The sequence below is a fragment of the Mesorhizobium sp. WSM2240 genome (assembly GCF_040438645.1).
Taxonomy (GTDB): domain Bacteria; phylum Pseudomonadota; class Alphaproteobacteria; order Rhizobiales; family Rhizobiaceae; genus Allomesorhizobium.
In genome coordinates this window covers 2,636,608-2,659,540 of the sequence record NZ_CP159253.1, presented here as the reverse complement: position 1 = coordinate 2,659,540, position 22,933 = coordinate 2,636,608, and the positions used below count along the sequence as shown (strand labels likewise).

At 63.2% G+C, this 22,933-nt stretch carries 25 protein-coding genes; 5 read left to right on the top strand and 20 right to left on the bottom strand.

All coding sequences use genetic code 11. The annotated features are described in order from the left end of the window. Positions 1–120 precede the first annotated feature (120 nt). Genes ABVK50_RS13020 through ABVK50_RS13005 form a run of 4 tightly spaced genes read right to left on the bottom strand, consistent with a single transcriptional unit; the run spans position 121 to position 2,914 of the window. Complete coding sequence (locus ABVK50_RS13020; protein ID WP_353645943.1) at positions 121–861, bottom strand: ATP-binding cassette domain-containing protein; 741 nt, start codon at positions 859–861, stop codon at positions 121–123. Continuing rightward, positions 830–1,660, bottom strand: coding sequence for an ABC transporter permease (locus ABVK50_RS13015; protein WP_353641166.1), 831 nt, complete (start codon positions 1,658–1,660; stop codon positions 830–832). The genes ABVK50_RS13020 and ABVK50_RS13015 overlap by 32 nt, the downstream gene beginning before the upstream one ends. Then, complete coding sequence (locus ABVK50_RS13010; RefSeq protein WP_353641167.1) at positions 1,657–2,646, bottom strand: ABC transporter substrate-binding protein; 990 nt, start codon at positions 2,644–2,646, stop codon at positions 1,657–1,659. The genes ABVK50_RS13015 and ABVK50_RS13010 overlap by 4 nt, the downstream gene beginning before the upstream one ends. A gap of 58 nt (positions 2,647–2,704) precedes the next feature. Continuing rightward, complete coding sequence (locus ABVK50_RS13005; protein WP_353641168.1) at positions 2,705–2,914, bottom strand: hypothetical protein; 210 nt, start codon at positions 2,912–2,914, stop codon at positions 2,705–2,707. Positions 2,915–3,220: 306 nt separating this feature from the next. Between ABVK50_RS13005 and ABVK50_RS13000 the strand changes: the two genes are divergently transcribed. Continuing rightward, positions 3,221–3,598, top strand: a complete 378-nt coding sequence (locus tag ABVK50_RS13000) for a cytochrome c family protein (protein ID WP_353641169.1) — start codon at positions 3,221–3,223, stop codon at positions 3,596–3,598. Between the two features lie 67 nt (positions 3,599–3,665). Here ABVK50_RS13000 and gph read toward each other — a convergent pair whose 3' ends face one another. From gph to ABVK50_RS12950, 10 genes are all read right to left on the bottom strand, one after another. Continuing rightward, positions 3,666–4,367, bottom strand: coding sequence for a phosphoglycolate phosphatase (gph, locus tag ABVK50_RS12995; RefSeq protein ID WP_353641170.1), 702 nt, complete (start codon positions 4,365–4,367; stop codon positions 3,666–3,668). Continuing rightward, positions 4,364–4,921: a thioredoxin family protein gene (locus ABVK50_RS12990; protein WP_353641171.1), complete on the bottom strand. Its 558-nt coding sequence runs from the start codon at positions 4,919–4,921 to the stop codon at positions 4,364–4,366. Before ABVK50_RS12990 ends, gph begins: the two co-directional genes overlap by 4 nt. Positions 4,922–4,944: 23 nt before the next feature. Next, positions 4,945–5,631 (bottom strand): ribulose-phosphate 3-epimerase, encoded by a 687-nt coding sequence (rpe, locus tag ABVK50_RS12985; RefSeq protein ID WP_353641172.1) that lies wholly within the window; start codon positions 5,629–5,631, stop codon positions 4,945–4,947. A gap of 3 nt (positions 5,632–5,634) precedes the next feature. Beyond that, on the bottom strand, positions 5,635–6,573 hold the full coding sequence (gene cbbX / locus ABVK50_RS12980; RefSeq protein ID WP_353641173.1) for a CbbX protein: 939 nt from the start codon (positions 6,571–6,573) through the stop codon (positions 5,635–5,637). 69 nt (positions 6,574–6,642) lie between these two features. Continuing rightward, a complete protein-coding gene (locus ABVK50_RS12975) occupies positions 6,643–7,062 on the bottom strand; it encodes a ribulose bisphosphate carboxylase small subunit (protein WP_353641174.1) in 420 nt (139 codons plus the stop codon). A gap of 202 nt (positions 7,063–7,264) precedes the next feature. Next, positions 7,265–8,725 carry a form I ribulose bisphosphate carboxylase large subunit gene (locus tag ABVK50_RS12970; protein ID WP_353641175.1) on the bottom strand — a complete coding sequence of 487 codons (1,461 nt, stop codon included), beginning with the start codon at positions 8,723–8,725 and terminating at the stop codon, positions 7,265–7,267. A 32-nt stretch (positions 8,726–8,757) separates the two neighbouring features. Continuing rightward, a complete protein-coding gene (gene fba, locus ABVK50_RS12965; RefSeq protein ID WP_353641176.1) occupies positions 8,758–9,837 on the bottom strand; it encodes a class II fructose-bisphosphate aldolase in 1,080 nt (359 codons plus the stop codon). Between the two features lie 12 nt (positions 9,838–9,849). Further along, positions 9,850–11,859, bottom strand: coding sequence for a transketolase (tkt, locus tag ABVK50_RS12960; RefSeq protein WP_353641177.1), 2,010 nt, complete (start codon positions 11,857–11,859; stop codon positions 9,850–9,852). 256 nt (positions 11,860–12,115) lie between these two features. Beyond that, positions 12,116–12,988 (bottom strand): phosphoribulokinase, encoded by an 873-nt coding sequence (locus ABVK50_RS12955; RefSeq protein WP_353641178.1) that lies wholly within the window; start codon positions 12,986–12,988, stop codon positions 12,116–12,118. 11 nt (positions 12,989–12,999) lie between these two features. Further along, complete coding sequence (locus ABVK50_RS12950; protein WP_353641179.1) at positions 13,000–14,046, bottom strand: class 1 fructose-bisphosphatase; 1,047 nt, start codon at positions 14,044–14,046, stop codon at positions 13,000–13,002. A gap of 123 nt (positions 14,047–14,169) precedes the next feature. On the opposite strand from ABVK50_RS12950, the gene ABVK50_RS12945 reads away from it, so the two are divergent. Further along, on the top strand, positions 14,170–15,117 hold the full coding sequence (locus tag ABVK50_RS12945; protein ID WP_353645944.1) for a LysR substrate-binding domain-containing protein: 948 nt from the start codon (positions 14,170–14,172) through the stop codon (positions 15,115–15,117). 39 nt (positions 15,118–15,156) lie between these two features. On the opposite strand, the gene ABVK50_RS12940 is transcribed toward ABVK50_RS12945, so the two are convergent. The 6 genes from ABVK50_RS12940 to ABVK50_RS12915 are packed head-to-tail and all read right to left on the bottom strand — an operon-like array spanning position 15,157 to position 20,280. Beyond that, a complete protein-coding gene (locus ABVK50_RS12940; protein WP_353641180.1) occupies positions 15,157–15,795 on the bottom strand; it encodes a hypothetical protein in 639 nt (212 codons plus the stop codon). Then, the gene (locus ABVK50_RS12935; RefSeq protein ID WP_353641181.1) at positions 15,795–16,670 is read right to left on the bottom strand and encodes an ABC transporter permease; all 876 of its coding nucleotides are present in this window, start codon (positions 16,668–16,670) and stop codon (positions 15,795–15,797) included. Before ABVK50_RS12935 ends, ABVK50_RS12940 begins: the two co-directional genes overlap by 1 nt. Then, positions 16,667–17,455 (bottom strand): ATP-binding cassette domain-containing protein, encoded by a 789-nt coding sequence (locus ABVK50_RS12930; protein ID WP_353641182.1) that lies wholly within the window; start codon positions 17,453–17,455, stop codon positions 16,667–16,669. Before ABVK50_RS12930 ends, ABVK50_RS12935 begins: the two co-directional genes overlap by 4 nt. Before the next feature lie 57 nt (positions 17,456–17,512). Next, positions 17,513–17,995, bottom strand: a complete 483-nt coding sequence (locus tag ABVK50_RS12925; protein WP_353641183.1) for a hypothetical protein — start codon at positions 17,993–17,995, stop codon at positions 17,513–17,515. Between the two features lie 33 nt (positions 17,996–18,028). Continuing rightward, complete coding sequence (locus ABVK50_RS12920) at positions 18,029–19,000, bottom strand: YVTN family beta-propeller repeat protein (RefSeq protein ID WP_353641184.1); 972 nt, start codon at positions 18,998–19,000, stop codon at positions 18,029–18,031. 29 nt (positions 19,001–19,029) lie between these two features. Further along, a complete protein-coding gene (locus ABVK50_RS12915) occupies positions 19,030–20,280 on the bottom strand; it encodes an ABC transporter substrate-binding protein (protein ID WP_353641185.1) in 1,251 nt (416 codons plus the stop codon). Between the two features lie 222 nt (positions 20,281–20,502). Between ABVK50_RS12915 and ABVK50_RS12910 the strand changes: the two genes are divergently transcribed. The 3 genes from ABVK50_RS12910 to ABVK50_RS12900 are packed head-to-tail and all read left to right on the top strand — an operon-like array spanning position 20,503 to position 22,876. Beyond that, entirely contained in the window at positions 20,503–21,687 is a 1,185-nt protein-coding gene (locus ABVK50_RS12910) for a (5-formylfuran-3-yl)methyl phosphate synthase (RefSeq protein WP_353641186.1), read from the top strand. Further along, a complete protein-coding gene (locus ABVK50_RS12905; RefSeq protein WP_353641187.1) occupies positions 21,684–22,322 on the top strand; it encodes a dihydroneopterin aldolase in 639 nt (212 codons plus the stop codon). The genes ABVK50_RS12910 and ABVK50_RS12905 overlap by 4 nt, the downstream gene beginning before the upstream one ends. 2 nt (positions 22,323–22,324) lie before the next feature. Continuing rightward, complete coding sequence (locus ABVK50_RS12900) at positions 22,325–22,876, top strand: flavoprotein (RefSeq protein ID WP_353645945.1); 552 nt, start codon at positions 22,325–22,327, stop codon at positions 22,874–22,876. The last annotated feature ends 57 nt before the right edge of the window (positions 22,877–22,933 follow it).

Genomic DNA, 22,933 nt, shown 5'->3' with positions numbered 1-22,933 from the left:
CCGGGTAGCGGCCAGAGCTCGATGCGGAAAGCAACACGGCATCGCGGCGCCGGCGCCGATACAGGCGAACCCGGTGACAAGCCTCCGACGGAAGAGATCAGTCCGCATGATTCGCTCGCCTCACACCGCGCCGGGGAATTTCTGATGGAATGAGCGCAGCAGATCGCTCATCACCTGCGGACTGCGATTGTGCCGCGGCAGCCGGACATCGAAATAGCCGATCGCATGCGCCGGCCGCGGCGACAGGACTATGATTCGGTCCGACAGCATGAGCGCCTCGCGCAAATTATGCGTCACCATCAGTGCGGTCGTCGGCCGCGCCGACCAGACGCTCAGCAGCAGATGCCGGAGACGCTCCGCGGTTGGCTCGTCGAGCGAAACGAATGGCTCGTCCAGGAACAGAACGGCCGGCTCGGTTGCGAACGCCCTGGCGAGCGCCGCCCTGCGCGCCAGGCCGAGCGACAGTTCCGACGGGAACAGCGAGCGCATGCCCTTGAGGCCGAGACTGTCGAACAGCCGGTCGAGATCGGCGGTTCTCAAGTTTTTAGGAAGGGCAAGGCGGACGTTCTGCTCGACCGTCCGCCACGGCAGCAGGGTAGGCTCCTGGAAAACGGCGGCGATGCGATTCGAGCCGCCCTGCGGCAACTGGAGGGAGCCGGAAAAATCCCGGTCAAGGCCGAGCAGGATGCGCAGCGTAGTGGTCTTTCCGCAGCCTGACGGCCCGAGCAGGCAGGCGAATTCGCCTTGCCTGACCTCGAAGGAAAGGTCTTGCAGCGCCGTCACCGGGACGCCCTCCGCGGACCTGAAGGTCTTTTCGGCGATGTCGACCCTAAGCGGGGCGGCGACGCCAACGGGTTGCATGTCGTTCAACGGGCTGCACCAGTAGGAGTTCGATGATGAGCATGACGGCCACGAACGCCAGCGTATAGGCGAGGATGGTGGCGACATCGAAGAGCTGGAAGTGGAGATAGATCTGGAAGCCCACGCCGTTCGAGCGGCCGAGCAGTTCGACCACCAGCACGATTTTCCAGATCAGGGCGATGCCGGAGCGCGAAGCCGCAGCGAGATAAGGCTGAAGCTGCGGCAGCAGGATGTGGCGCAGCCGCTCCAATGGGCCGAAACGATAGACCGCGGCCATCTCTGCGTAGCGCGGGTCGAGCGCCCTTGCGCCTTCGCGCACGGTCACGACGACGTTCGGGATCTTGTTCACCGCCACCGCGCCGATCGCCGCCGCCTCGTTGAGGCCGAACCAGATATAGGCGAGCACGATGATGACCAAGGCGGGAATGTTGAGGAACAGGACGACCCAGGGATTGAAGAACTGGTCCGCTCGGCGATGGATGCCCAGCAGGACGCCGATGACCGAGCCGACCACCATCGCAACGACGAACGCTGCCGCGACCCGGCCGAGCGTTACACCGAGGTGGTAAGGCAGTTCGCCGGTCGCAGTGTCGTTTAAAAGCACGCGCCAGACCTGGTCCGGGGGCGGAAAAGCGCGACTCGGCCAAGCCTCCGCCGCAAAGCTCCACAGGAGAAGCAGACCGAGCAGCGACGCAGCCACGGTGAATGCCGGCACGGCGATTGCGCGCCGGCCTGAACGGGCGGGCAGCGATGCGCCCGCCGTGGTAATTCCGCCGTCGTCGTTGCCCGGCGCCGTCATCTCGACAGCCCCCGCCAGAATGTGCCGGGCGCCATTTCCGGTGAGGGGCCGACCAGTTTCTCGCCGCCGATCTCGGCGAGCACCTGGTAGAGCCTGGCGGCGTCGGCCTCTTCCTCGGCCACCGGGCGTGTGGGAATGCCCTCGCGGTAGCGGTCACGCAGCTTTTCCAGTTCCGCCCCCTCGGCGCGCACGAGCGGAGCAAGGCGCAGCCATTCGGCGTCCGATCTGGCCAGCAAGTCCTTGGCCTCCGCCGAAGCCTTGATGAAGCCTCGGGCGGCGTCCGGGTTTTCATCCGCCCATTTCTCGTGGAAGACGTAACCAAGCGCCGACACCGCACCTGAAGCTCCGAGCGCCTTGGCAGCATCGTCGGCCCCAACCAGACGGCGAAAGCCGTTGGCTTCGAGCCGGGCGCAAAAATGCCAGAAATTCAGCACCGCATCGAGTTCGCCCTGCATTGCCTTTTCTGAAAGGAGCGGCGGCGCGCCGAAGACGATGTTGTTGTTGTCAGCCAGGTCCAGGCCATAATCGCGGCTGGCGAGCGCCTGGATGAGCAGCCAGCTCTTGTCGAGCGGACCTCCAGCAACGCCGATCTTCTTCTGCTTCAGGTCGACGATCGTCCGAACCGGCGATTCCTGCCTGACCATGATCGCGCCGACCGCGGTGGAGTAGGGGGCCAGCGTCAGGTCCACGCCTTCGGAGCGCTGCCGCGACACCCAAAGCCAGTCGGAGACGATGATATCGATCTCGCCGGCCAGCATGGCGACATTGGTGGCGTCCTCGCCGGCGAAATACAAGATTTCGAGATCGATCCCGTTGGCTGCGTCGAATTTGTGATGCTTCAGCGTGTCGAGTTCCCAGCTTACGGTGCCGAATTTCAACACGCCTACGCGGACCTTGGCCTCGGCGCGAGCCGCGCCGGTCGCGCTAAGCATCGCGGCCATTCCGAGCGCCGCAAGGCGGAGGGCGCCGCGTCTCGAAATCACCATGGCGTCTCCTCCCAACGATCGCACTCGAACGGGACCAGGCCGACAAACGCAGGTGCCATCAGATTGACCGCTCCTTGTCGGGAAAAGCGCATCGCCAGCGCACCACCTTCAGGGTCGGGTGCTCCGACGACCATTTCGCGATCTCGGCAGGCGCGAGGAGCATGCACTGGAGGAGAGAGCCGCGGCTCTCGAAATAGAGATGTTCCTCCCGGCATTCGGTTGGATTGGCGGTCAGGCAAACCGTCAATATGAGGTCGACCATTTCCATTTCAGCACCTTTGCCGTCCTGGGTTTGCCCGCCTCGGCCGTTTCGGCCGGACATCGTTCTGGACAAACCCCCGTTAAGCCGGATTTCCTCAAGGTGCCCGATGGGAAGCCGGAATTGCGGGAGGCTACGCGCTCGCCCCGGAGCCGTCAACAAATGCGAATGGACAGCCCCTTAGATCGGCTGTGGCAATATATCGGGTTGATTTCCTCAACCCTCCGTCTAGCTTCGTCGGCGCGCGTGCCGCCGCCGTGAGGTTTCCGGCATGCCATCGTCCAGGGCACCTTGACGAGCAATGAGGAAATGCCAATGCGCGTTGCCGCGTTTTTAACCGCTATCTCGATCGCGACCCTGTCCACGGGCCAATCGCTGGCTCAGGATGCCGCCGCCGGCGAAAAAGTGTTCGCCAAATGCAAGGCCTGCCATGTCGCCGACACCGATCAAAACAAGATCGGGCCAACGCTGAAGGGCGTGATCGGCCGGACCGCCGGCACACTTGAAGGCTACAAATTTTCTCCGGCCATGGTCGAGGCCGGCAAGGGCGGTCTTGTCTGGGACGACGCGACATTGACCGAATACCTCAAGGCCCCGAAGACAATGGTCAAGGGCACGAAGATGGCGTTCGCCGGCCTCAAGAAGGACGAGGATCTCGCCGACGTCATCGCCTATCTCAAGCAATTCCCCTGACGCGAACCGCAGCGCCGGGCCAGGCGCCGATTACGGTGCCCAGCCGGGCGTTGGTCAGGATTGGACCTCAGGCGGCGCTGCGCAATCCGTTCAGCGCTGCCGGCAGGTCGAGCAGGCTGGCGCAGACCAGATCCGCTCCGAGTTCGTCGACCGGAACTTGCGAATAGCCGCCGCGGATAAGGATGACGGGCACGCCCGCTGCCCGTGCTGCCTCTACGTCGGTAATGCTGTCGCCTACCATCAAGGCGTCCTGCGGCACGGTCTCCAGGCGCTCCAAGGCCAGCAGTAGGGCTTCTGGGGCCGGCTTCTTGCGCGTGACTGCGTCTCCGCCGACAATCGCTCCAAGACGTTCGAGCATCCCGAAATGCAGCAGGATTTCTCGCGTGGCGGCTTGCGGCTTGTTGGTTGCGACGCCGAGCCGGATGCCTGCTACGTGCAATTGCGCCAGCGTTTCGACCGCGCCGGGCATCGGGCGCGTCCAGCGGGTGATATGGCGGCGATAGATCGGCGTCATATCGCGATTGGCTTCCTCAAGCCCGGCTTTCGACAGCGGCCGGCCTGAGGCGGCAAAGGCCCGCTCCACCAGCTTTTCCACGCCGTTTCCGATCATCGACTGGACCTGCGGAAGCGTCAGCGGCGGAAGATCTCTGCCCTCCAGCAATTCGTTGACGGCGCAGGTTATGTCCGGCGCGGAGTCGATCAGCGTTCCGTCGAGATCGAACAGGATAGCCTTGGGCAATCGAAACGACGCATCACCGCTGCCGCTCATGCGGATTCCTTCCATTTGATCGAGCACCCGACGGAGGCGATCTGGTCCTTTGGTCCGTTGCCGGTCCGGGCGACCTGTTTCATCCCTTCGAAAAGATCGCGGCGGAGATCGGGTGCGCCGGTCTCCTTGCGCGAGGCGTCGAGGCGGCCGCGATATTGCAGCGTGAATTCGCTGTTGAAGCCAAAGAAATCCGGCGTGCATGCGGCGCCATAGGCGCGCGCTACTGCCTGATCCTCGTCGTGGAGATAAGGAAAGCTGAAGCCGTGTGCGGCGGCGAACAGCTTCATATTGCCAAAGGAATCGTCCGGGTAGGCTTCCGAATCGTTGGAACTGATTGCGACGTATCCGATCCCCTCGGCCTTAAGGTCCTCGGCGTCCCTGACGATGCGCCCGATGACCGCTTTCACATAGGGGCAGTGATTGCAGATGAACGCCACGACCAGCCCGTTGGGACCGGCCTGATCGAAGATCGAGTGCATTTTTCCGTCGACGCCGGGGAGCGTGGCATCGACTGCGGGCCAGCCGAAATCGCAGACCGGTGGGATTGCCGCCATTGTCGCCTCCTGACGAAACGTTTTTACGCCGCCTTCCTGGTCGCGCCGTCGGCGGCGTCTCTGATCGATTCGATGTTGGCGCGATAGGAAGCTTCGGTTCCGCCCTTGAACACCGCGGAGCCTGCAACAAGGACGTTCGCGCCCGCCGCAGTAACCAGCGGCGCGGTCTCCGGGGTAACGCCGCCGTCGATTTCGATGTCGATCGGACGCTGCCCGATCATCGCCTTTACGCGCTTCACCTTCTCCACGACCGCCGGGATGAAGGCCTGGCCGCCGAAACCCGGATTGACAGTCATCAGGAGCACGAGGTCGAGCCTATCGAGCACATATTCGATGACGCTTTCCGGCGTCGACGGGTTGAGAGAGACGCCGGCCTTCTTGCCCAGATTCTTGATCGTCTGCAGCGAGCGGTCGAGATGCGGCCCGGCCTCGGCATGCACGGTGATGATGTCGCAGCCGGCCTCGGCGAAGGCGGCCAGATAAGGATCTGCCGGCGCGATCATCAGATGGCAGTCGAATACCTTATTGGTGCGGTTGCGGATTGCCTTGATGACCGGCGGACCGAAGGTGATGTTCGGCACGAAATGCCCGTCCATCACATCGAGATGGATCCAATCGGCTCCTGCCGCCGCGACTGCCTCGACCTCGTCTCCGAGCCGGGAAAAATCCGAGGACAGGATAGAGGGGGCGATAATGGTCTTCTTCGTCATTTTTCAGTCTCCATCCTTGTCGCGCGGCTTCATCGAGAACACCCGGCTCGCGGTAATATCCTCTGCCGAGATCGTCGACAATGCCGCGGCGTCCAGCGGCCCGCTGGCGCTCTCGAATAGGCGGTTCGCTTGCCTGAGCCGGGCCCGGTCGAGTGCATTACGGATCGAGCGGGCATTGGCGAAATGCGGCTGGGCGCGGCGCTTCGCTATATAGGCGGTCAGGGCCTCGCCCGCCGGCCTATCCAGGTGGTAGTTCTGGGTGCCGAGCATAGTCTCCGCGATCCTGAACAACTCCTCGTCGGTATAATCCGGGAAGTCGATGTGATGCGCAATGCGCGAACGGAAGCCCGGATTGCTCTCGAAGAACCGGTCCATGCGCTGCGCATAACCCGCCAGGATGACTACCAGGTCGTCGCGCTGGTTTTCCATCACCTGCAGCAGGATCTCGATCGCCTCCTGGCCGTAGTCGCGCTCGTTTTCGGGCCGGTAGAGATAGTAGGCTTCATCGATGAACAGCACGCCGCCCATCGCCTTCTTCAGTATCTCCTTGGTCTTCGGCGCGGTGTGGCCGATATACTGGCCGACCAGATCATCGCGGGTGACCGAAACCAAGTGGCCCTTGCGGATATAGCCCAGCCGGTGCAGCAAGTCGGCCATCCGAAGGGCGACCGTGGTCTTGCCTGTGCCGGGATTGCCCGTGAAACTCATGTGCAGGGTAGGGGTCTCGTGGGCGAGGCCCATCCGCCGGCGGGCGCGCTCGACCAGCAGGAGAGCCGCCGTCTCGCGGATGCGCTTCTTGACCGGCGCGAGCCCGATCAGGTCGCGGTCGAGCTCTTCCAGCACATCTTTGACGCCTGAGGATTCGAACTCCTCGCGCAGATCGATGGCGGTGGGAATTTCCGGCGGCGGAGTTTCCGGTGTGGCTTCGGCAGTCGCGGGCATCTTCATGTTCTCATTGCTTCGTGCGGGGTCCCTCTCCGCCGAGGCGGAGAGGGGTTTCTATTTGCCGGTTCAAGCGTACCTGCTTCCTGCCGGCTTGTCGGCCGCATAAGGCTTGGTGGTATAGCGAACCATGCGGCCCGCGCCCTCCTGCCGCTCCAGCCGGTAGCCGGGTTCCTCGGCCGGGCGGTTGACGATGAAGGAGAGCTTCACCGATTCCCAGCCATGGGTGGAATCGAAGGCGACGACACGGATGTAGCGGTCGCTATAGACCTTGCGGCACTCCTTCAGCTCCATCATCAGCGCCGCGGCATCCGGATTGTCGAACATCGGGTGGCCCCACATGTCCCAGTAAGTGTTGCGCGGATGCGGGTCGTCAGTGAATTCCAGGCTGACCGCCCATTTGTTGTCGATGCAGTACTGCACCTGCGCTCTGATCTGGTCGTCGGTGAGGTCGGGGAGGAAGGAAAAGGTCCCCTGGGTGATACGCATGTCGGTTCTCCATTGTCTTTCCAGGTTTAGTGCCGCCCTCATCGGCCTGCCGGTCCCTTCTTCCCGTAAAGACGGGGAGAAGGAGACCTGCCGCGACGCCGGCCAAGAGTGAGAGGCCGATTGGTCGCGTTTCCCTCCGACACCAGCAGAAACACGGTAACGGAGAGGGTAGTCGCGAGGGCCAGCAAGACGATTGTCATGGCTACTCCGCAGCGGTCGCTACCGGCACGAAATCCGGCGAATCGGTCGAAGCGTAGTTGAAGGTCACGTCCTTCCAGATTTCGAGCGCCTGCTTTAGCGGCAGGCAGGACTTCGCCGCGTTCTGCAGGATTTCGGGTCCGTCTCGGACGATGTCACGGCCCTCGTTGCGGGCAAGGATCATGCATTCGAGCGCGACGCGATTGGCAGTGGCGCCCGCCGCGATCCCCATCGGATGGCCGATGGTGCCGCCGCCGAACTGCAGCACGACATCCTCGCCGAGCAGGTCGAGAAGCTGGTGCATCTGCCCGGCATGGATGCCGCCGGAAGCGACCGGCATCAGCTTGTTGAGCGAGGCCCAGTGCTGATCGAAGAACACGCCGTTTTCCAGCCGCATCGGATTAAAATCCTCGCGGCAGATGTCGTAGTAGCCCTTCGTCGTCGCTGGGTCGCCCTCCAGTTTGCCGACCACGGTGCCGGCATGGATGTGGTCGACGCCCGCGAGCCGCATCCACTTGGCGATAACCCGGAACGAGACGCCGTGGCTCTTCTGGCGCGTATAGGTCGAATGTCCGGCGCGGTGGAGATGCAGGATCATGTCGTTCCGGCGCGCCCACTTCGCCATCGACTGGATCGCCGTGTAGCCGATGACCAGGTCGATCATGACGATGTTGGAGCCGAGTTCCTTGGCGAATTCGGCTCGCTCGTACATGTCCTCCATCGTCGCGGCCGTGACGTTGAGGTAGGTCCCCTTGATCTCGCCCGTCTCGGCCTGCGCCTTGTTGACCGCCTCCATGCAGTAGAGGAAGCGCTCGCGCCAATGCATGAAGGGCTGCGAGTTGATGTTCTCGTCGTCCTTGGTGAAGTCGAGCCCGCCCTTCAGCGCCTCATAGACGACGCGGCCGTAATTGCGGCCCGACAGGCCGAGCTTCGGCTTGACGGTCGCGCCGAGCAGCGGCCGGCCGAACTTGTCGAGCCGCTCGCGTTCGACCACGATACCGGTCGCCGGTCCCTGGAACGTCTTCACATAAGCGACGGGGAGCCTCATGTCCTCGAGCCTCAGCGCCTTCAGCGGCTTGAAGCCGAACACGTTGCCGATGATCGAGGCCGTCAGGTTGGCGATCGAGCCCGGCTCGAACAAATCGAGGTCATAGGCGATGTAGGCGAAGTACTGGCCAGGCGCATTCGGCACCGGGTCAACCCGGTATGCCTTGGCGCGGTACTTTTCCGTCGCGGTCAGGCGGTCGGTCCAGACCACCGTCCAGGTCGCGGTGGAGGATTCGCCGGCGACCGCCGCCGCGGCCTCGATCGGATCGACACCGTCCTGCGGCGTGATCCGGAACACCGAGATAATATCGGTATCCTTCGGCTCGTAGTCGGGCTCCCAATAGCCCATCTTCTTGTATTCCATGACGCCTGATCTGTAGCGCTCGGCGCCGGTGACGGTCTGGGACTTGCTGTCCATGGCTCTGGTCCTTTCTTCTGGTTTTGGACCGCTCAGGCGGCCTTGGCGGTTGCGATCTGCGGGTCGAGCTTTCCCGCGGTGTAGCGTTTGGCCATCTCGTCCATCGCGATGACCTTGATCTTGGAGGCGTTGCCGGCCGCGCCGAAACGTTCGAGCCGGTCGCGGCAGAGGTCGCGCATGGCGTCCATCGCCGGTTTCAGGAATTTGCGCGGGTCGAACTCGCCCGGGTTTTCCATCGCGATGCGGCGGAACTGGCCGGCCATCGCCATGCGGCAGTCGGTATCGATATTGACCTTGCGCACGCCGTGGCGGATGCCGCGCTCGATTTCTTCCACGGGCACGCCATAGGTCTGCGGCATGCGGCCGCCGAATTTGTTGATCACGTCCTGCAGTTCCTGCGGCACTGAAGAGGAACCGTGCATGACGAGGTGCGTGTTCGGCAGCTTGTTATGAATTTCCTCGATGACGTGCATCGCCAGAATGTCGCCATCCGGCTGCCTGGTAAACTTGTATGCGCCATGTGACGTCCCGCAGGCGATCGCCAGCGCATCGACCTTGGTGCGCATGACGAAATCCACAGCCTGGTCGGGATCGGTCAGCAGTTGGTCGTGCGACAGCGCGCCTTCCGCCCCATGACCGTCCTCTGCCTCGCCCTGGCCGCTCTCCAGCGAGCCGAGCACGCCGAGCTCGCCTTCGACTGAAGCGCCGACCCAATGCGCCATGCGCGCCACGCGCTCGGTGATGGCGACATTGTATTCGTAGCTCGCCGGAGTCTTGGCGTCGGCCTCGAGCGAGCCGTCCATCATCACCGACGTGAAGCCGTGGCGGATGGCCGTCAAACAGGTCGCTTCGTCGTTGCCGTGGTCCTGATGCATGCAGACCGGGATCTGCGGATGGATTTCGGCCAGCGCGTCGATCATCTTGGCCAGCATGATGTCGTTGGCGTAGCTGCGCGCGCCGCGCGACGCCTGAATGATCACCGGCGCGTCGCAGGCCTTGGCCGCTTCCATGATGGCGAGACCCTGTTCCATATTGTTGATGTTGAACGCCGGCACGCCGTAGCCATGTTCGGCGGCGTGGTCGAGAAGCTGGCGAAGGGTGATACGGGCCATTGGCGGGTCTCCTCAGATGACAAGCTTGCGAGCCGCTTCGGCGACTGCTTCGGGCGTGATTGCGAAATGCCTGTAGAGATCGGCGGCGGGTGCGCTGGCGCCGAAACCGGTCATGCCGATGAACACGCCGTCCTCGCCGATCCAGCGGTCCCATCCGAGCCGGGCGGCGGCCTCGATCGCCACGCGCGGGGCCGAGCCGAGCACTGCGCGGCGGTATTCCAGGTCCTGCTGCTCGAATAGTTCCCAGGAAGGCATCGAGACGACCGCTGCGGCGATGCCGTGCTGGTCATAAAGCCTCTCCGCAGCCGAAACCGCGATTTCGACCTCCGAGCCGGTGGCGATCAGCGTCACGACGCGGCGTCCAGCCGGCCCGCGCAGGAGGTATGCGCCGCGGCTCGACCGATTCTCCACCGTGTGTGCATATCGGAGCATCGGCAGGTTCTGGCGCGAAAGCACCAGCACGCTCGGCCGGCCTTCGCTTTTCAGCGCCAGTTCCCAGCATTCCGCGGTCTCGACGATGTCGGCCGGGCGGAAGACGTTGAGGTTGGGCGTTGCGCGCAGCATCGCCAGATGCTCGATCGGCTGGTGCGTCGGGCCGTCTTCGCCAAGGCCGATGGAATCATGCGTCATCACATAGACGACGCGCTGGCCCATCAGCGCCGACAGACGCATCGCGCCACGCGCATAGTCGGCGAAGCAGAGGAATGTCCCGCCATAAGGCACGAAGCCGCCATGCAGCGCGATGCCGTTCATGGCCGCAGCCATACCGTGCTCGCGGATGCCGTAATGGATGTAGCGGCCGGCATAATCGCCCGGCGCGATGCGGTTCATGCCCCTGGTGATGGTGAGGTTCGAGTGCGTGAGGTCGGCCGAGCCGCCGACGGTCATGTCGGTCGCCTCGTTGATCGCACCGAGCGCGATTTCCGACGCCTTGCGGGTCGCCACCTTGGTCGCCTTCTCGACATGTTCCTTGCGCAAGGCCGCGAGCGCCTCGAAGACAGCGTCCGGCAGGGCGCCGGAGATGGCGCTTTCGAAGGCGGTGCGCCGCGGCGACGCGGCCAGCCTCTGTTCCCACTCGATCCGGGCGATCTGTCCACGCTCGGCGATCTCGCGCCAGGACCAGAGTATCTCGTTCGGCACCTCGAAGGGTGCATGCGGCCAGCCGATGTTTTCCCGCGCCGCCGCGATCTCGGCCTCGCCCAAAGGCGCCCCATGGGTCTTTTCCGAACCTTCGAGATTCGGCGCGCCCTTGCCGATCAGCGTCTTGCAGGCGATCAGCGACGGCCGGTCCGAGCGGCGCGCGGCTTCGATCGCCTCAGCGACGGCTTCCATATCGTGGCCGTCGACTGCTTGGACATGCCAGCCGGCGGCTGCGAAGCGCGCCGGCTGGTCCATCGACGTGGAGAGGGGAGTGGGGCCGTCGATGGAAATGGAATTGTCGTCCCAGAAGACGATCAGTCGATTGAGCTTCAGATGCCCGGCGAGGTCGATCGCCTCGTGGCTGATGCCTTCCTGCAGGCAACCGTCTCCTGCGATCACATAGGTGTAGTGGTCGACGAGTTCCGCGCCATGGCGGGCAGCGAGCATGCGCTCTGCCAGCGCCATGCCCACGGCGGTCGAAATACCCTGGCCGAGCGGGCCGGTCGTCGTCTCGATGCCCAGCGCGTGGCCGTATTCGGGATGGCCGGCGGTGCGGCTGCCGAGCTGGCGGAAGCGCTGCAACTCGGTGATCGGCATGTCGGGATAGCCAAGAAGATAGTGCAGTGCGTATTGCAGCATCGAGCCGTGACCGGCCGAAAGCACGAACCGGTCGCGGTCGGGCCAATTGGGCATAGACGGATCGATCGTGATGAAGCGGTTGAACAGCACTGTCGCCACGTCCGCCATGCCCATCGGCATTCCCGGATGACCGGAATTCGCCTTCTGCACGCCGTCCATCGCCAGCGCGCGGATGGCGTTCGCCATGTCGCGCTCGGAGACAGCCGTTTCGGGAGCGACCTTGATTGCGGTGGCTTGGCTCATGAGAAATTCCTCCACTTCGGCGCCCCGTGACCGGACGCATCCCGGATTCTTATCGGCGCCTCCTCGGCCGACCCTCCAGACCATCCGCTTGTCGGCAAGGAGAACAGTTCGGCCAATCTCTCCGCCAACACATCAAGGGAATGTCGGAGGCGCTGCGAGACCGCCGAAGGTCTCCTGACCTCAGCAAGAAGAAGGTGGCCTGGCGTAACCGAGGCCGGGCGGCGGGATGTTTGATGCTTGACCATGATCATCTCCTTCAAGACACGCGGCGTTTGCGTTCGATCAGTTGCAGGATGAGCGGGGTCAGGATCAGCTGCATGGCGAGATCCAGCTTGTTTCCCGGCACGACGATGGAATTCGGGCGCGACATGAAGCTGTCGTGGATCATCGACAGCAGGTAGGGAAAATCGATGCCGCGCGGGTTGGCGAAGCGGATGACCAGCATTGATTCGTCCGGCGTCGGAATCCAGCGGGCGATGAAGGGGTTGGACGTATCGACGATCGGCACCCGCTGGAAATTAATGTTGGTGAGCGCAAATTGCGGAACGATGTAGCGGACATAGTCCGGCATCCGCCGCAAGATCACGTCCATGACGGCTTCCGTGGAATATCCGCGCGTCGCTCGGTCGCGATGGATCTTCTGGATCCATTCGAGATTGATGACAGGCACGACGCCTATCTTCAGATCGGCGTGCTTCGCCAGGTCGACGGCTTCGGTTACTGCGCAGCCATGCAAGCCTTCGTAGAAGAGCAGGTCGCTCGGGCCGAAATCGCGCCATTCGGTGAAAGCTCCGGGCGGCGTGCCGTAGAGCTTCTCTTCCTCCTCGTCGTGGACATAGGTGCGGGTCCTGCCGGTTCCCCTGCGGCCATATTCCTCGAAAACCTCCTGCAGCGTCTCGAGCTCGTTGGCGGCCACGTGGAAATGGGTGAAGTTAGGATTACCCCTTGCTTCTTCCTCAGCGACCTTTTCCTTCATCCCGGCGCGGTCGTAGCGGTGAAATGCGTCGCCCTCGATGAAGGCAGCCTCGATTTTCTCGCGGCGGAAGATCAGTTCGAAGATGCGCTTCACCGAGGTGGTTCCCGCCCCGGAAGAGCCCGTGATCGAAATGATGGGGTGCTTGGCTGACATCGGGATTTACCTCAGGCGCGGAACAGGCCGCGATTGCCGAATAGCGGCGCGCGTTCGCCGATGCTCGACGGTTCGGTGTGGTAGCGGGCGATGCGGTGGACTTCCCGCGACGAGCCGAACACCACGGGAATGCGCTGGTGCAGGCTCCCCGGTTCCAGGTCGAGGATGCGGGTGACGGTGTCTGTTGCCGCACCCCCGGCCTGCTCGACCAGATAGGCGATCGGGTTTGCCTCGTAGACCAGCCGCAGCCGGCCCTGATGGTATCCCTTGCGCTTGTCGCCGGGGTAGAGGAAGACGCCGCCGCGGATCAGGATGCGGTAGCAATCGGCGACCAGCGACGCGATCCAGCGCATGTTGAAATCGCGCTCTCGTGGGCCTTCGTTGCCTTTCATGCAGTCATCGACATAAAGCCGGACGGCCTCGTCCCAGTGCCGGTAATTGGCGGCATTGATGGCGAATTCCTGGGTGCGCTCCGGGATGATGCGGCTTTCATAGGCCTGGACAAAGGAGCCGAGCCTGGACGAGAGCACGAAAATATGGGTGCCGCTGCCGAGCGACAGAACCAGAGCAAGCTGCGGCCCGTAAATGAAGAAGCCGGCGCCGAGCTGGTTCGTTCCAGCCTGCAAAAAAACGGCGGCCGGATTTGCGCCCGGCGCGCCAGTTGCAGGGAGGAGCGAAAAAATCGTTCCGATCGACACGTTGGTGTCGATGTTCGAGGAGCCGTCGAGCGGGTCGATGGCGACGGCCAGCGGCGCATCCCCGTCGAGCAGCACCGGCTGCTCGAGTTCCTCGGACGCATAGAGCGCGACAGGCGCGTGGCGCATGGCGTCGAGAAAGATGTCGTCGGCGAAGACGTCCAGATCCTTCTGGATGTCGCCGTCGGCGTTCGCGCCGCGCGTGTCGGCAAACGCCGTGCCGAGGACGCCCTGATTGATGACGTGGCGGATCTTGATGGCGGCCTCGGCGAGTTGATGGATCGTCGCCGCTACGGCGGGGCGAAGGCCGTCGCCCTGGCCGACATAGGAATTCAGAAATGCACCGAGCGTAGCCGTTGTCATCGTGACCTCCCGAGCCGGCCGCGTCTCCTCGCAGGTGACGGCTCATGACAAAGGTCGCACAATCGGCGGATAAGTAAAATTTAATAGCTTTACGATGGTGATAAAAGAAATTTAGTATTGGCTATGCGCAACCTTTCCCTCAAGCAGCTCAAGGCGGTTCAGGCGATCGCCAGCCAGGGTAAAATTGTCAACGCCGCCAAGGCTTTGGCGCTTTCCGCCCCGGCAGTGACGATCCAGCTGCGGCAGCTTGAGGAAGAGATCGGACTGTCGCTGTTCGACCGGACGGCGAGCGGTATGCGTCCCACTGCCGCAGGCTTGGCTTTTATCGATGCGGCGCAGGTGATCGAGGAGCGACTGCGTGTACTCGAAGACCAGATGGACGCGATCAAGGGCGTGCGCACCGGCAGCCTGAAGCTCGGTGTAGTCTCCACAGCGAAATATTTCGCGCCGCGCATGATGGCCGCGTTCATGAAGGAATTTCCCGACATCGACATGCGGCTCGCCATAGGCAATCGCGCCGAGACGATCGCCAGTCTGAGGAACCACGACGTCGATATCGCGCTGATGGGGCGTCCGGCCAAGGACGTGCCCGTCCGCGCATCGGCCTTCGGCGACCACCCGCTGGTGATCATCGCCCCGCCCGAGCACCCGCTGGCCAAGGAGCGGGACATTTCCAAGGAGCGCATTGCCGAGGAGCATTTCATGATCCGAGAGGCGGGCTCAGGCACGCGCATCTCGCTGGAGATATTCCTGAGCGAAGTGCCCGGCCGCATAGACGACCTTGGCGTGGAGATGGGTTCGAACGAGACCATCAAGCAGGCGGTGATGGCGGGGCTCGGCATCGCCTTCATCTCGGCCCATACCGTAGCTTCCGAAGTGGAAACCGGCCGCCTCGTGATCCTCGACGTGGTCGGCATGCCGATCCGCCGGCAATGGTTCGCCGTCATGCGCACGGACCGTGCGATCTCACCGGCCATGGCCGCCTTTCATGAATTCCTGATGCGCAAGGGCGCCATGTACCTGCCGCTGTTCGGCAAGCTGTATCCGGAAGAGCGAGGGAGTAGGCAGTAGGCAACAGGCAAAACAGTCTGACTGCCCCCTGCCCACTGCCTACTGCCCACTGCCTACTGCCATAATTTCCGCCACCGTCTTCGCCAGCGCGTAGAGCCGCTGTTCGATGAGCGTCGGCACTTCGCAGACATAGGTCAGCGACTGCACGCGTTCCTCAAAGACGCGCGTTTCCCAGGTCAGCCGGTCGGTGCGCACCGCGATCTCGTTGATATCCGCGTCAGGCTTGCGGCGCAGGGCGTCCACTTCGGAAGCTTCCTTGCGCAGCCGCGCGGCCAGTTCGAGTTGGTTGCGAGCATAGCGCGCGATGCCGGAAATTACCTGCAAGCGCTCGGCGTTCATATAGTCGAACAGGCCCTGGAACAGCATGGCCATGCGGGCGTTCTTCTGGTCCCCCGGCAATCCGGTCGCAAAGTCGCGGATCTGGCTTTGCGCCTCGCCGATCGGTACCCGCCGCGCAGCCAGTTCCTTGACGAGCGCGGGAATTTCCGGGTCCTGCGCCCAGTTCTTCGCCGACTGCGGCAGTTCCGGCCCATTCCATATCTGCCCGAGCGAGAGTTCCGGCACCTTGCGCTGGATGCAGGGCCAGTCGGGATCGGTGTTCATTGCTGCCAGCGCCGCGCTCGCCGGCAAGAGCAGGGCGGCCAAGACCAGGCTGCGGACAAGGCTCGTTTTGCGCATCAGGCGTTTCCTCCAGTATCCTGCTTGCGGTTCATCAGGCCTCTCGAAGGATCGTAGGCTATGATCGCTCCGCCGAGGAACAGCACCGTGCAACCGGCGACGACGGCAAGCGAAAACCACTCTACCTGGCCGTAGAAGGCGAAGCGGATCAGTTCGACGACATAGGTGAAGGGGTTGGCCAGGCAGATCTTGTAGAGCAGTGGGCTCGATTCCTGGATTCGCCACAGCGGGTAGAGCGCGGGCGAGGCGAAATACATCGGGAAGATCACGAAGTTCATGACGCCGGCGAAATTCTCGAGCTGCTTGATCATCGAGGAAAGCAGCAGTCCCAGCGCACCGAGCATCACACCGGTCAGGAACAGCGCCGGGAGCACGAGCAAATAGCCGATCGGCGGCGCCTTGATCCCCCAGAACCAGGCAATGCCCAGGAACACATAGACCTGCGCGATCGACACGGTGACGCCGGCGAGCAGTTTCGAGACCAGCAGAAACCAGCGTGGGAAGGGGCTGACTAAGAGCGTTCGCATGTTTCCCATCTCGCGGTCGTAGACCATCGACAGCGATGACTGCATGCCGGAAAACAGGAGGATCATGCCGCAGAGGCCGGGCGTGATGTAGACTTCGTACAGCACGTAGGTCTTGTACGGCGGAATGATCGAGACGCCGAGCACCTGCCGAAAACCCGCGGCGAAGATGAAAAGCCACAGCAGCGGCCGCACCAGCGAGGAGACGAAGCGTTCGCGCTGGTTGAGGAAGCGCAGCCCTTCGCGAACAAGGATGCCTTTCAGGCAGATGAGATAGGCGGCGAGCCCGAACCCCGGCGCCGGCAGCGGCGCAACGCCTGTCTCGACGGCTTTTCCGGGCAGGGGACTCATGACGATTCCTCCGCGCCTGCGGTCGGAGCCTTGCGGCTGAGCTTCGAAAAGGCCTCGCCGATGTTCTTCGCGCCGGTCGTCCGCACAACCTCGGCAACGGCGCCCTTGGCGACCAGATCGCCTTGCGACAGGACCACAACGTGGTCGCCATCGTCGACCTCGTCGATCAGATGCGTCGCCCAGAAGACGCTGATGCCTTCCGTCTCGACCAGCCTTCGGATGCTGGCCAGGATGCCCGCCCGCGACTGGACATCCAGTCCGACCGTCGCTTCGTCGAGCAGCAGCAGCGGCGGACGGTGCAGCAGCGCGCGGGCGATCTCGATGCGCCGCATCTGTCCGCCCGACAGGCTGCGCGCTTTGTCGCGCAGGCGGTCGCCCATCTCGACCTGTGTCAGCAGCGCGTCGATGCGCCGTTTCGCTTCCGCCGAACCCAAGCCGTGCAGGGAGGCATGGTAGGAAAGGTTTTGATAGACCGTGAGATCGAGGTCGAGCGTGCGCGCCTGAAATACGATGCCCAGCCGCCTGAGCGCTTCGCCGGGAGCGCGGCCGACATCATGACCGAAGATGCGGATCGAGCCGTGGCGCGTGTCGTAAAGATGGGTGATCAGCGAAAACAGAGTCGTCTTGCCGGCTCCGTTGAGACCGAGCAGGACGGTGAAGGTGGCCGGCGCAATCGAGAAGGAAACGTCGTTGAGCGCCCGCTTCGGACCGTAGGAATGGCTGACCGCGGCGACATCGAGCGCCGCCACGCCATCCGCTCCCCCGCCTGTCCTCACATGCTGCATCCGGTTCACTTCCTTTGTCGCTTGAGCGGGCCGGCCACCCGGCCGCCGATTGTGGCGTTACTTGATGGTGATCGTGCCCTTCATACCCCTTTCGGCGAGGTCGGGTACGGACCATGTGTAAATGCCGGGCCGGATGGTGGTGAACTGCACCTGGATGGTTCCGTCGGCGTCGTATTCGAGCCATGCAGGCGCGCCGTTCATATGCACCTCAAGATCGTTGATGACGATCTGGTTCATCCAGACATTGCGGAAAAGATCGGTATGGAACTTGTACTCCAGGCCGCCCGCCGCCGAGATTTTCCAGCGATAGCCTTGTCCGGCGATCAGCTCGAAATCCTTCTGATTGGCCGTGAACTGGTCGTCCTTCGTGCCGAGGATGAGTTCGGGAACATCTTTGCTGGCCCGCGTCACCTGTTCGGTGGCGGCGACCGCCGGGGCCGCGTCATCATCGTCGTCGTCATCGGCTTGCGCCCAGACCTGGCCGTGCGCCGCGGCCAGCCCGACCAGCGTGGCGAAAGCGATTGCCCGAAAATTCCTCATGTTTTCCTACCCTTCTGCTGCAAATCTGATGATTCAATTGGGCGATACGACGACGCCCCAGGGGAGCGCGCCGACGGTAACGGACTGCACCGGCTCGTCGGTCTCCACGTCGATGAAAGTAATGTCGTTCGAAACGCCATTGGTCGAAATGATCGTCTTCTGGTCTGGCGTGAAGGCCAGTTGCCAGACGCGCTGGCCGACCAGCACGTATTTCTCCACCTCGTAGGTTTCGGTATTGATGACCGCCACGCGGTTGGCGGGCCCGAGCGCGACATAGGCTTTCTTGCCGTCGGCGGTGATGCGCACGCCAACCGGCTGGATCGATTCGGCGCGCAGCCCTGGGATCTCGAAGGTGATCTTGTGCTTGATCTCGCGCGTCGCATTGTCGATCACCGAAACCGTCCCGCCAATCTCCGAGCTCACCCAGGCTTCCGAGCCGTCCGGCGTGAACTCGACGAAGCGCGGGCGGGCGTCCACCAGCACGTTATGGGTGATCTCGTTGGTGTCGGTGTCGATGAAATGCGCCATGTTCGTCGTTTCCGACGTATTGACCATGGTCTTGCCGTCCGGGCTGACGCCCATGCCTTCCGGTTCCACGCCGACCGGGATCTCGGCAACCACCCTCTTGCTTTCGAGGTCGATCACAGTGACGAGATTGTCGTCCTCGTTGGCGACATAGAGTGTCTTGCCATCGGGCGAGAGCACGAACAGCTCGGGATCTGGCCCCGATGGAAGCGATCCGATGATTTCATGCGTCGCGGTGTCGATGATCTCGATCGTATCGTCGTCGCTGGCGCAGAGATAGATCAGCTTGCCGTCATGCGAGATGGTGATGCCGCGCGGCCGCTGCCCGACATTGATCGTCTTGACGACTTCCATCGTGTTGGAATCGACGACGCTGACCGTGTTGTCCTTCTCGTTGGAGACGTAAACCATGTAGGCCGAAGCCGGGCTGGCGGTGAAACCAACAGCCATTGCGGCAGCCAAAAACGTCAGTCGTCGCATCAAGAACTCCTCCCAAATTTCTGTCTTACCTACTCAAATGCGCATTTGGTCTCCGGTTCGTCGATCCCGAGCGTGTCGAGTTCGGAAACCTGGTGCAGAAAACCCTCCTGCGGCGAGGTCGAGACCACCGAGCGTCCGTCGCCGAGGAAGATCGGCTGGCGCAGCTGCCAGTTCCATTTGCGGAAGGTCAGCTTCTGGCCCTTGAAGGCGGCGATCGAGAAGTCGTCTGCGCGGATGAACGCGTCGATCTTTGCCGGATCGGCGCCCGGCGTGCGCGTCGCGGCCTCGCCGACTATGCGCACTGCCGTCCAGGCCGACATGTCCTTCGAAAGCATGCGCCGGCCGTTGGCCTTGGCGAAACGGTTCTGGATCTGGGTGCCGCCCCACTGCTCGCTGGCCGGGTGCCAGGCCGAGGGCGACAGCCCCGCCGTGCCAGCGACGGGCCGCGGAATCCAGGTCCGGAACGGCACGTAGGTGCCGAAGACTTCGCTTTCGTCAGCGACGAGCACCACATCATGGTCGGGCAGGTCCTGAGTGAAGACCGGCATCTGCCGCTGGATCTGGACGACGCCGGAATCGGTCCGCCGCGCCGTGCCCGTGTCCTTGAACTCCTTTTCGGCGACGATTTCGCCGCCGAACCGCGTCGCCGCCCGCCGCAACGCCTCGGCGAATAGCTGGTCGCGCTCATGCGAGCCGTAGATCAGCACCCAGTTCCGCCACTGCTTCCAGACCAGATATTGCGCTAGTCCGTCGGCCAGCATGGTGCGTGTCGGCGCCGTGTGCAGGACATTTACGCGGCATTCCTCCTCGCGCAGCACATCGTCGGTCGCCCCGACATTGAAGATCAGCACGCCATTGTCGCGGGCAATGTCGGCGATCGACAGCAGCTGCCGGGCGGAGATGTCGGCGAGCACGTAACGGTCGCCCCTTTCGACCATCTCCTTGAAAACGGGAACGACATCGGCGTCCGGCTTCACCTCCGTGACGTCGAGGATGAATTTCTGGCCCAGAAAGCTGCCGGTCGTGTTGTTGTCGCCGATCGCCGTTTCGGCCCCTGCGACGCCTTCGTCGCGCGGCGGGACGTCGAGGACCGACAGCGCAAGCTGCGGCGCATAGGCGCGCAGATAGCCGATCTTGATCTCGGTGATCTGCTTTTCGGGCTTGGCCGGCTGCTGCCGAGCCTGCGGCGCCGATTCCTGCGCCATGACGGCGGAAGCGTTGACGGCCAAGGGAAAAAAGCACAGAAAGGCCGCGAGAGTGCCTGGCACCGCGCTCGTCATCGATAGAATTATCCTCTACTTGCGCTAAGTCCGATTGCGTCGGTCTAGCGAAGTCAAGGTGCCCAGCATGACCATAACGGACGGAAATAATTTATCAAACCCCGTGAGTGGACTTTTCGCGGCAGGTTTTTCAGCTAGCTTTGGCCGCATGCGATCAGGTGTCGTGGCGTCCGCTATTCCCGTTGCAGCTATATTGTCCTCCAGGCTGGAGACCCCGAAGAAATGACCAAGATGCTGGCCAGCGTCACAGGCCTCGCCGAAGCGGAGATCGCCATTTCCGGCGGCGCCGACATAATCGACCTGAAGGATCCGAAGGCCGGCGCGTTGGGCGCTGTCGCCACCGATACGATTCGCCAGACCGTATCGTCGGTCGCCGGTCGCCGGGCCGCCAGCGCGGTTTGCGGCGACCTGCCGATGGAGCCCGAGATCATCCGCGCCAAGGCCGAGGAGATCGCAGCCACCGGCGTCGACTTCGTGAAAGTCGGCTTCTTCCCGTCCGGAAACATTGCGGCGTGTTCGGCAGCGCTGGCGCCGCTTGCCGCGCGAACGAAACTGATCGCCGTCATGTTCGCCGACCTGGCGCCGGATTTCGAATTCCTGCCCGTCTTCGCCAAGGACGGATTCCATGGAGCGATGGTCGACACCGCGCATAAGGCGAAAGGGCGGTTGCTCGACCATTTGCCGCCCGAGCGCATTCCGGTCTTCGTCGACCGCGCCCGGTCGCACGGACTGGCGGTGGGGCTGAGCGGCTCGCTCGAAGCGCCCGACATTCCCCGGCTGCTGCCGTTCGCGCCTGATTTCCTGGGCTTTCGCGGGGCGCTTTGCGATCACTCGGATCGCACGGCACTAATCAGCGCCGAAGCGGTTTCGCAAATCCGCGACCTGATCCCCGAGGAGTTGCAGCCAGGCGCGCCGTCAACGGTCGACTACCGGCTGCTGGCGGCGAGGGGATATTCACCAGGCGCCGTCGATCCGGCACTGGGCACGGACAAGATCTTCGTGCGGGATTTCGTCCTGCCGGTAGAGATCGGCGCCTACAGCTTCGAGCATGGCCATACCCAAAAGGTGCGCTTCGACGTGACCGCCGACGTGCTGAGGGTCACCGACCATCCTGAGGACATGCGCCACGTTTTCTCTTACGACATCATCATGGACGGCATCCGCACCATCGTCGCCAAGGGACACGTCCAATTGAGCGAGACGCTTGCCGAAGACGTGGCAGCGCTCGTGCTGGAGCATCCGCGCGTCACGCGCGTCGCCGTGAGGGTGGAGAAGCTCGAACTCGGGCCGGGCGGCGTCGGCGTCGAGATCGAGCGCAGGAAGGCAAAGCAGCAGGCGTCGACGGCGCGCTTGTCCGCCGAAGCCAATGCCTTGCCCGGTCTCGGCAAGAAGGGCCTCATTTCGTGAGGCGAGCCGTCGTAAAGCTCGGCGGCAGCACCGCCAGCGAGGCCGTGCTGGGCGAGTGGATCGCCGCGCTGGCGGGCTCGGCCCTGCCGCTGGTCATCGTGCCCGGAGGCGGCCGCTTCGCCAATCAGGTCCGCGATGCGCAGGAAAGCATGGGCTTCTCCGACAAGGCCGCCCACGCCATGGCGATCCTTGCCATGGACCAGTTCGGCCATGTCATTCTCGACCGGCACGACAGGTTCGTTCGGGCGCAATCGCTGCAGGAGATGGAACTCGCGTTGCGGGGCGGGAAAATTCCGGTCTGGCTGCCGTCGGCCCTGGCTATCCCGGCGCCGGATGTTCGCGCCTCGTGGGATATAACGTCGGATGCACTCGCGGCCTGGCTTGCAGGAAAGCTCGGAGCGGACGCACTGCTGCTCGTCAAGCAGACCCAAGCCTTCTCGTCAGCCGACGATGTCGCCAGCCTGGCGGCGCGGGGAATCGTCGACGCCGGCTTTGCGGAGATGCTGCCGGCCGACATCGATTTTCGCCTTGCCGGCCCGGGAGGCGCCGCCAAGGCGCATGCGCAGCTCGCATCCGGAAAATTCCCGGGGACGGCCATCTACCGATCCGGAACGCCGGCGAGGAAAACAGGATAGTGCTGGAAAATCTGCATACCCCGCGCTGGGCATGGGTTCTCACCGGGTCCGGCCACTTCTTCACGGAAAGCTTCGCGCTTATCCACGAACTCGAACATTGCGATATCTTCGTCTCGAAAGCCGCCAACGAAGTGCTGCGCATGTACAAGCTGAAGCTGGATTTTCCCGACACAATGCGCGTCCTGCACGACAAGACGGCGAGTTCCGTGCCGGTCGGCGCTTTTTATCACGGCGTCTATCACACGGTGGTGGTGGCACCGGCGAGTTCCAATACGGTGGCCAAATGCGTGCTCGGCATTTCCGACACGTTGGCCACCAACGTCTTTGCGCAGGCGGGCAAATGCCGGGTTCCGGCCATCGTCTTTGCCTGCGACACCGCCCCCGAGCTCGAAACCATGGCGCCGCACGGTCTGGTCAAGGTCTATCCGCGCCAGATCGACCTGGAGCATACCGAGCGGCTGAAAAGTTTTGAGCGAACCGAAGTCGTGGAATCGCTCGCTGACCTGAAGGTCGCGATACGCCGCCGCATTACGGAACTGCAAGCTGATGGCTAGGCGGTGCTCAGTGCTGGGGGACAGTTTACTTTTTTCCGCTCGCGCGAGCCTGCCGAC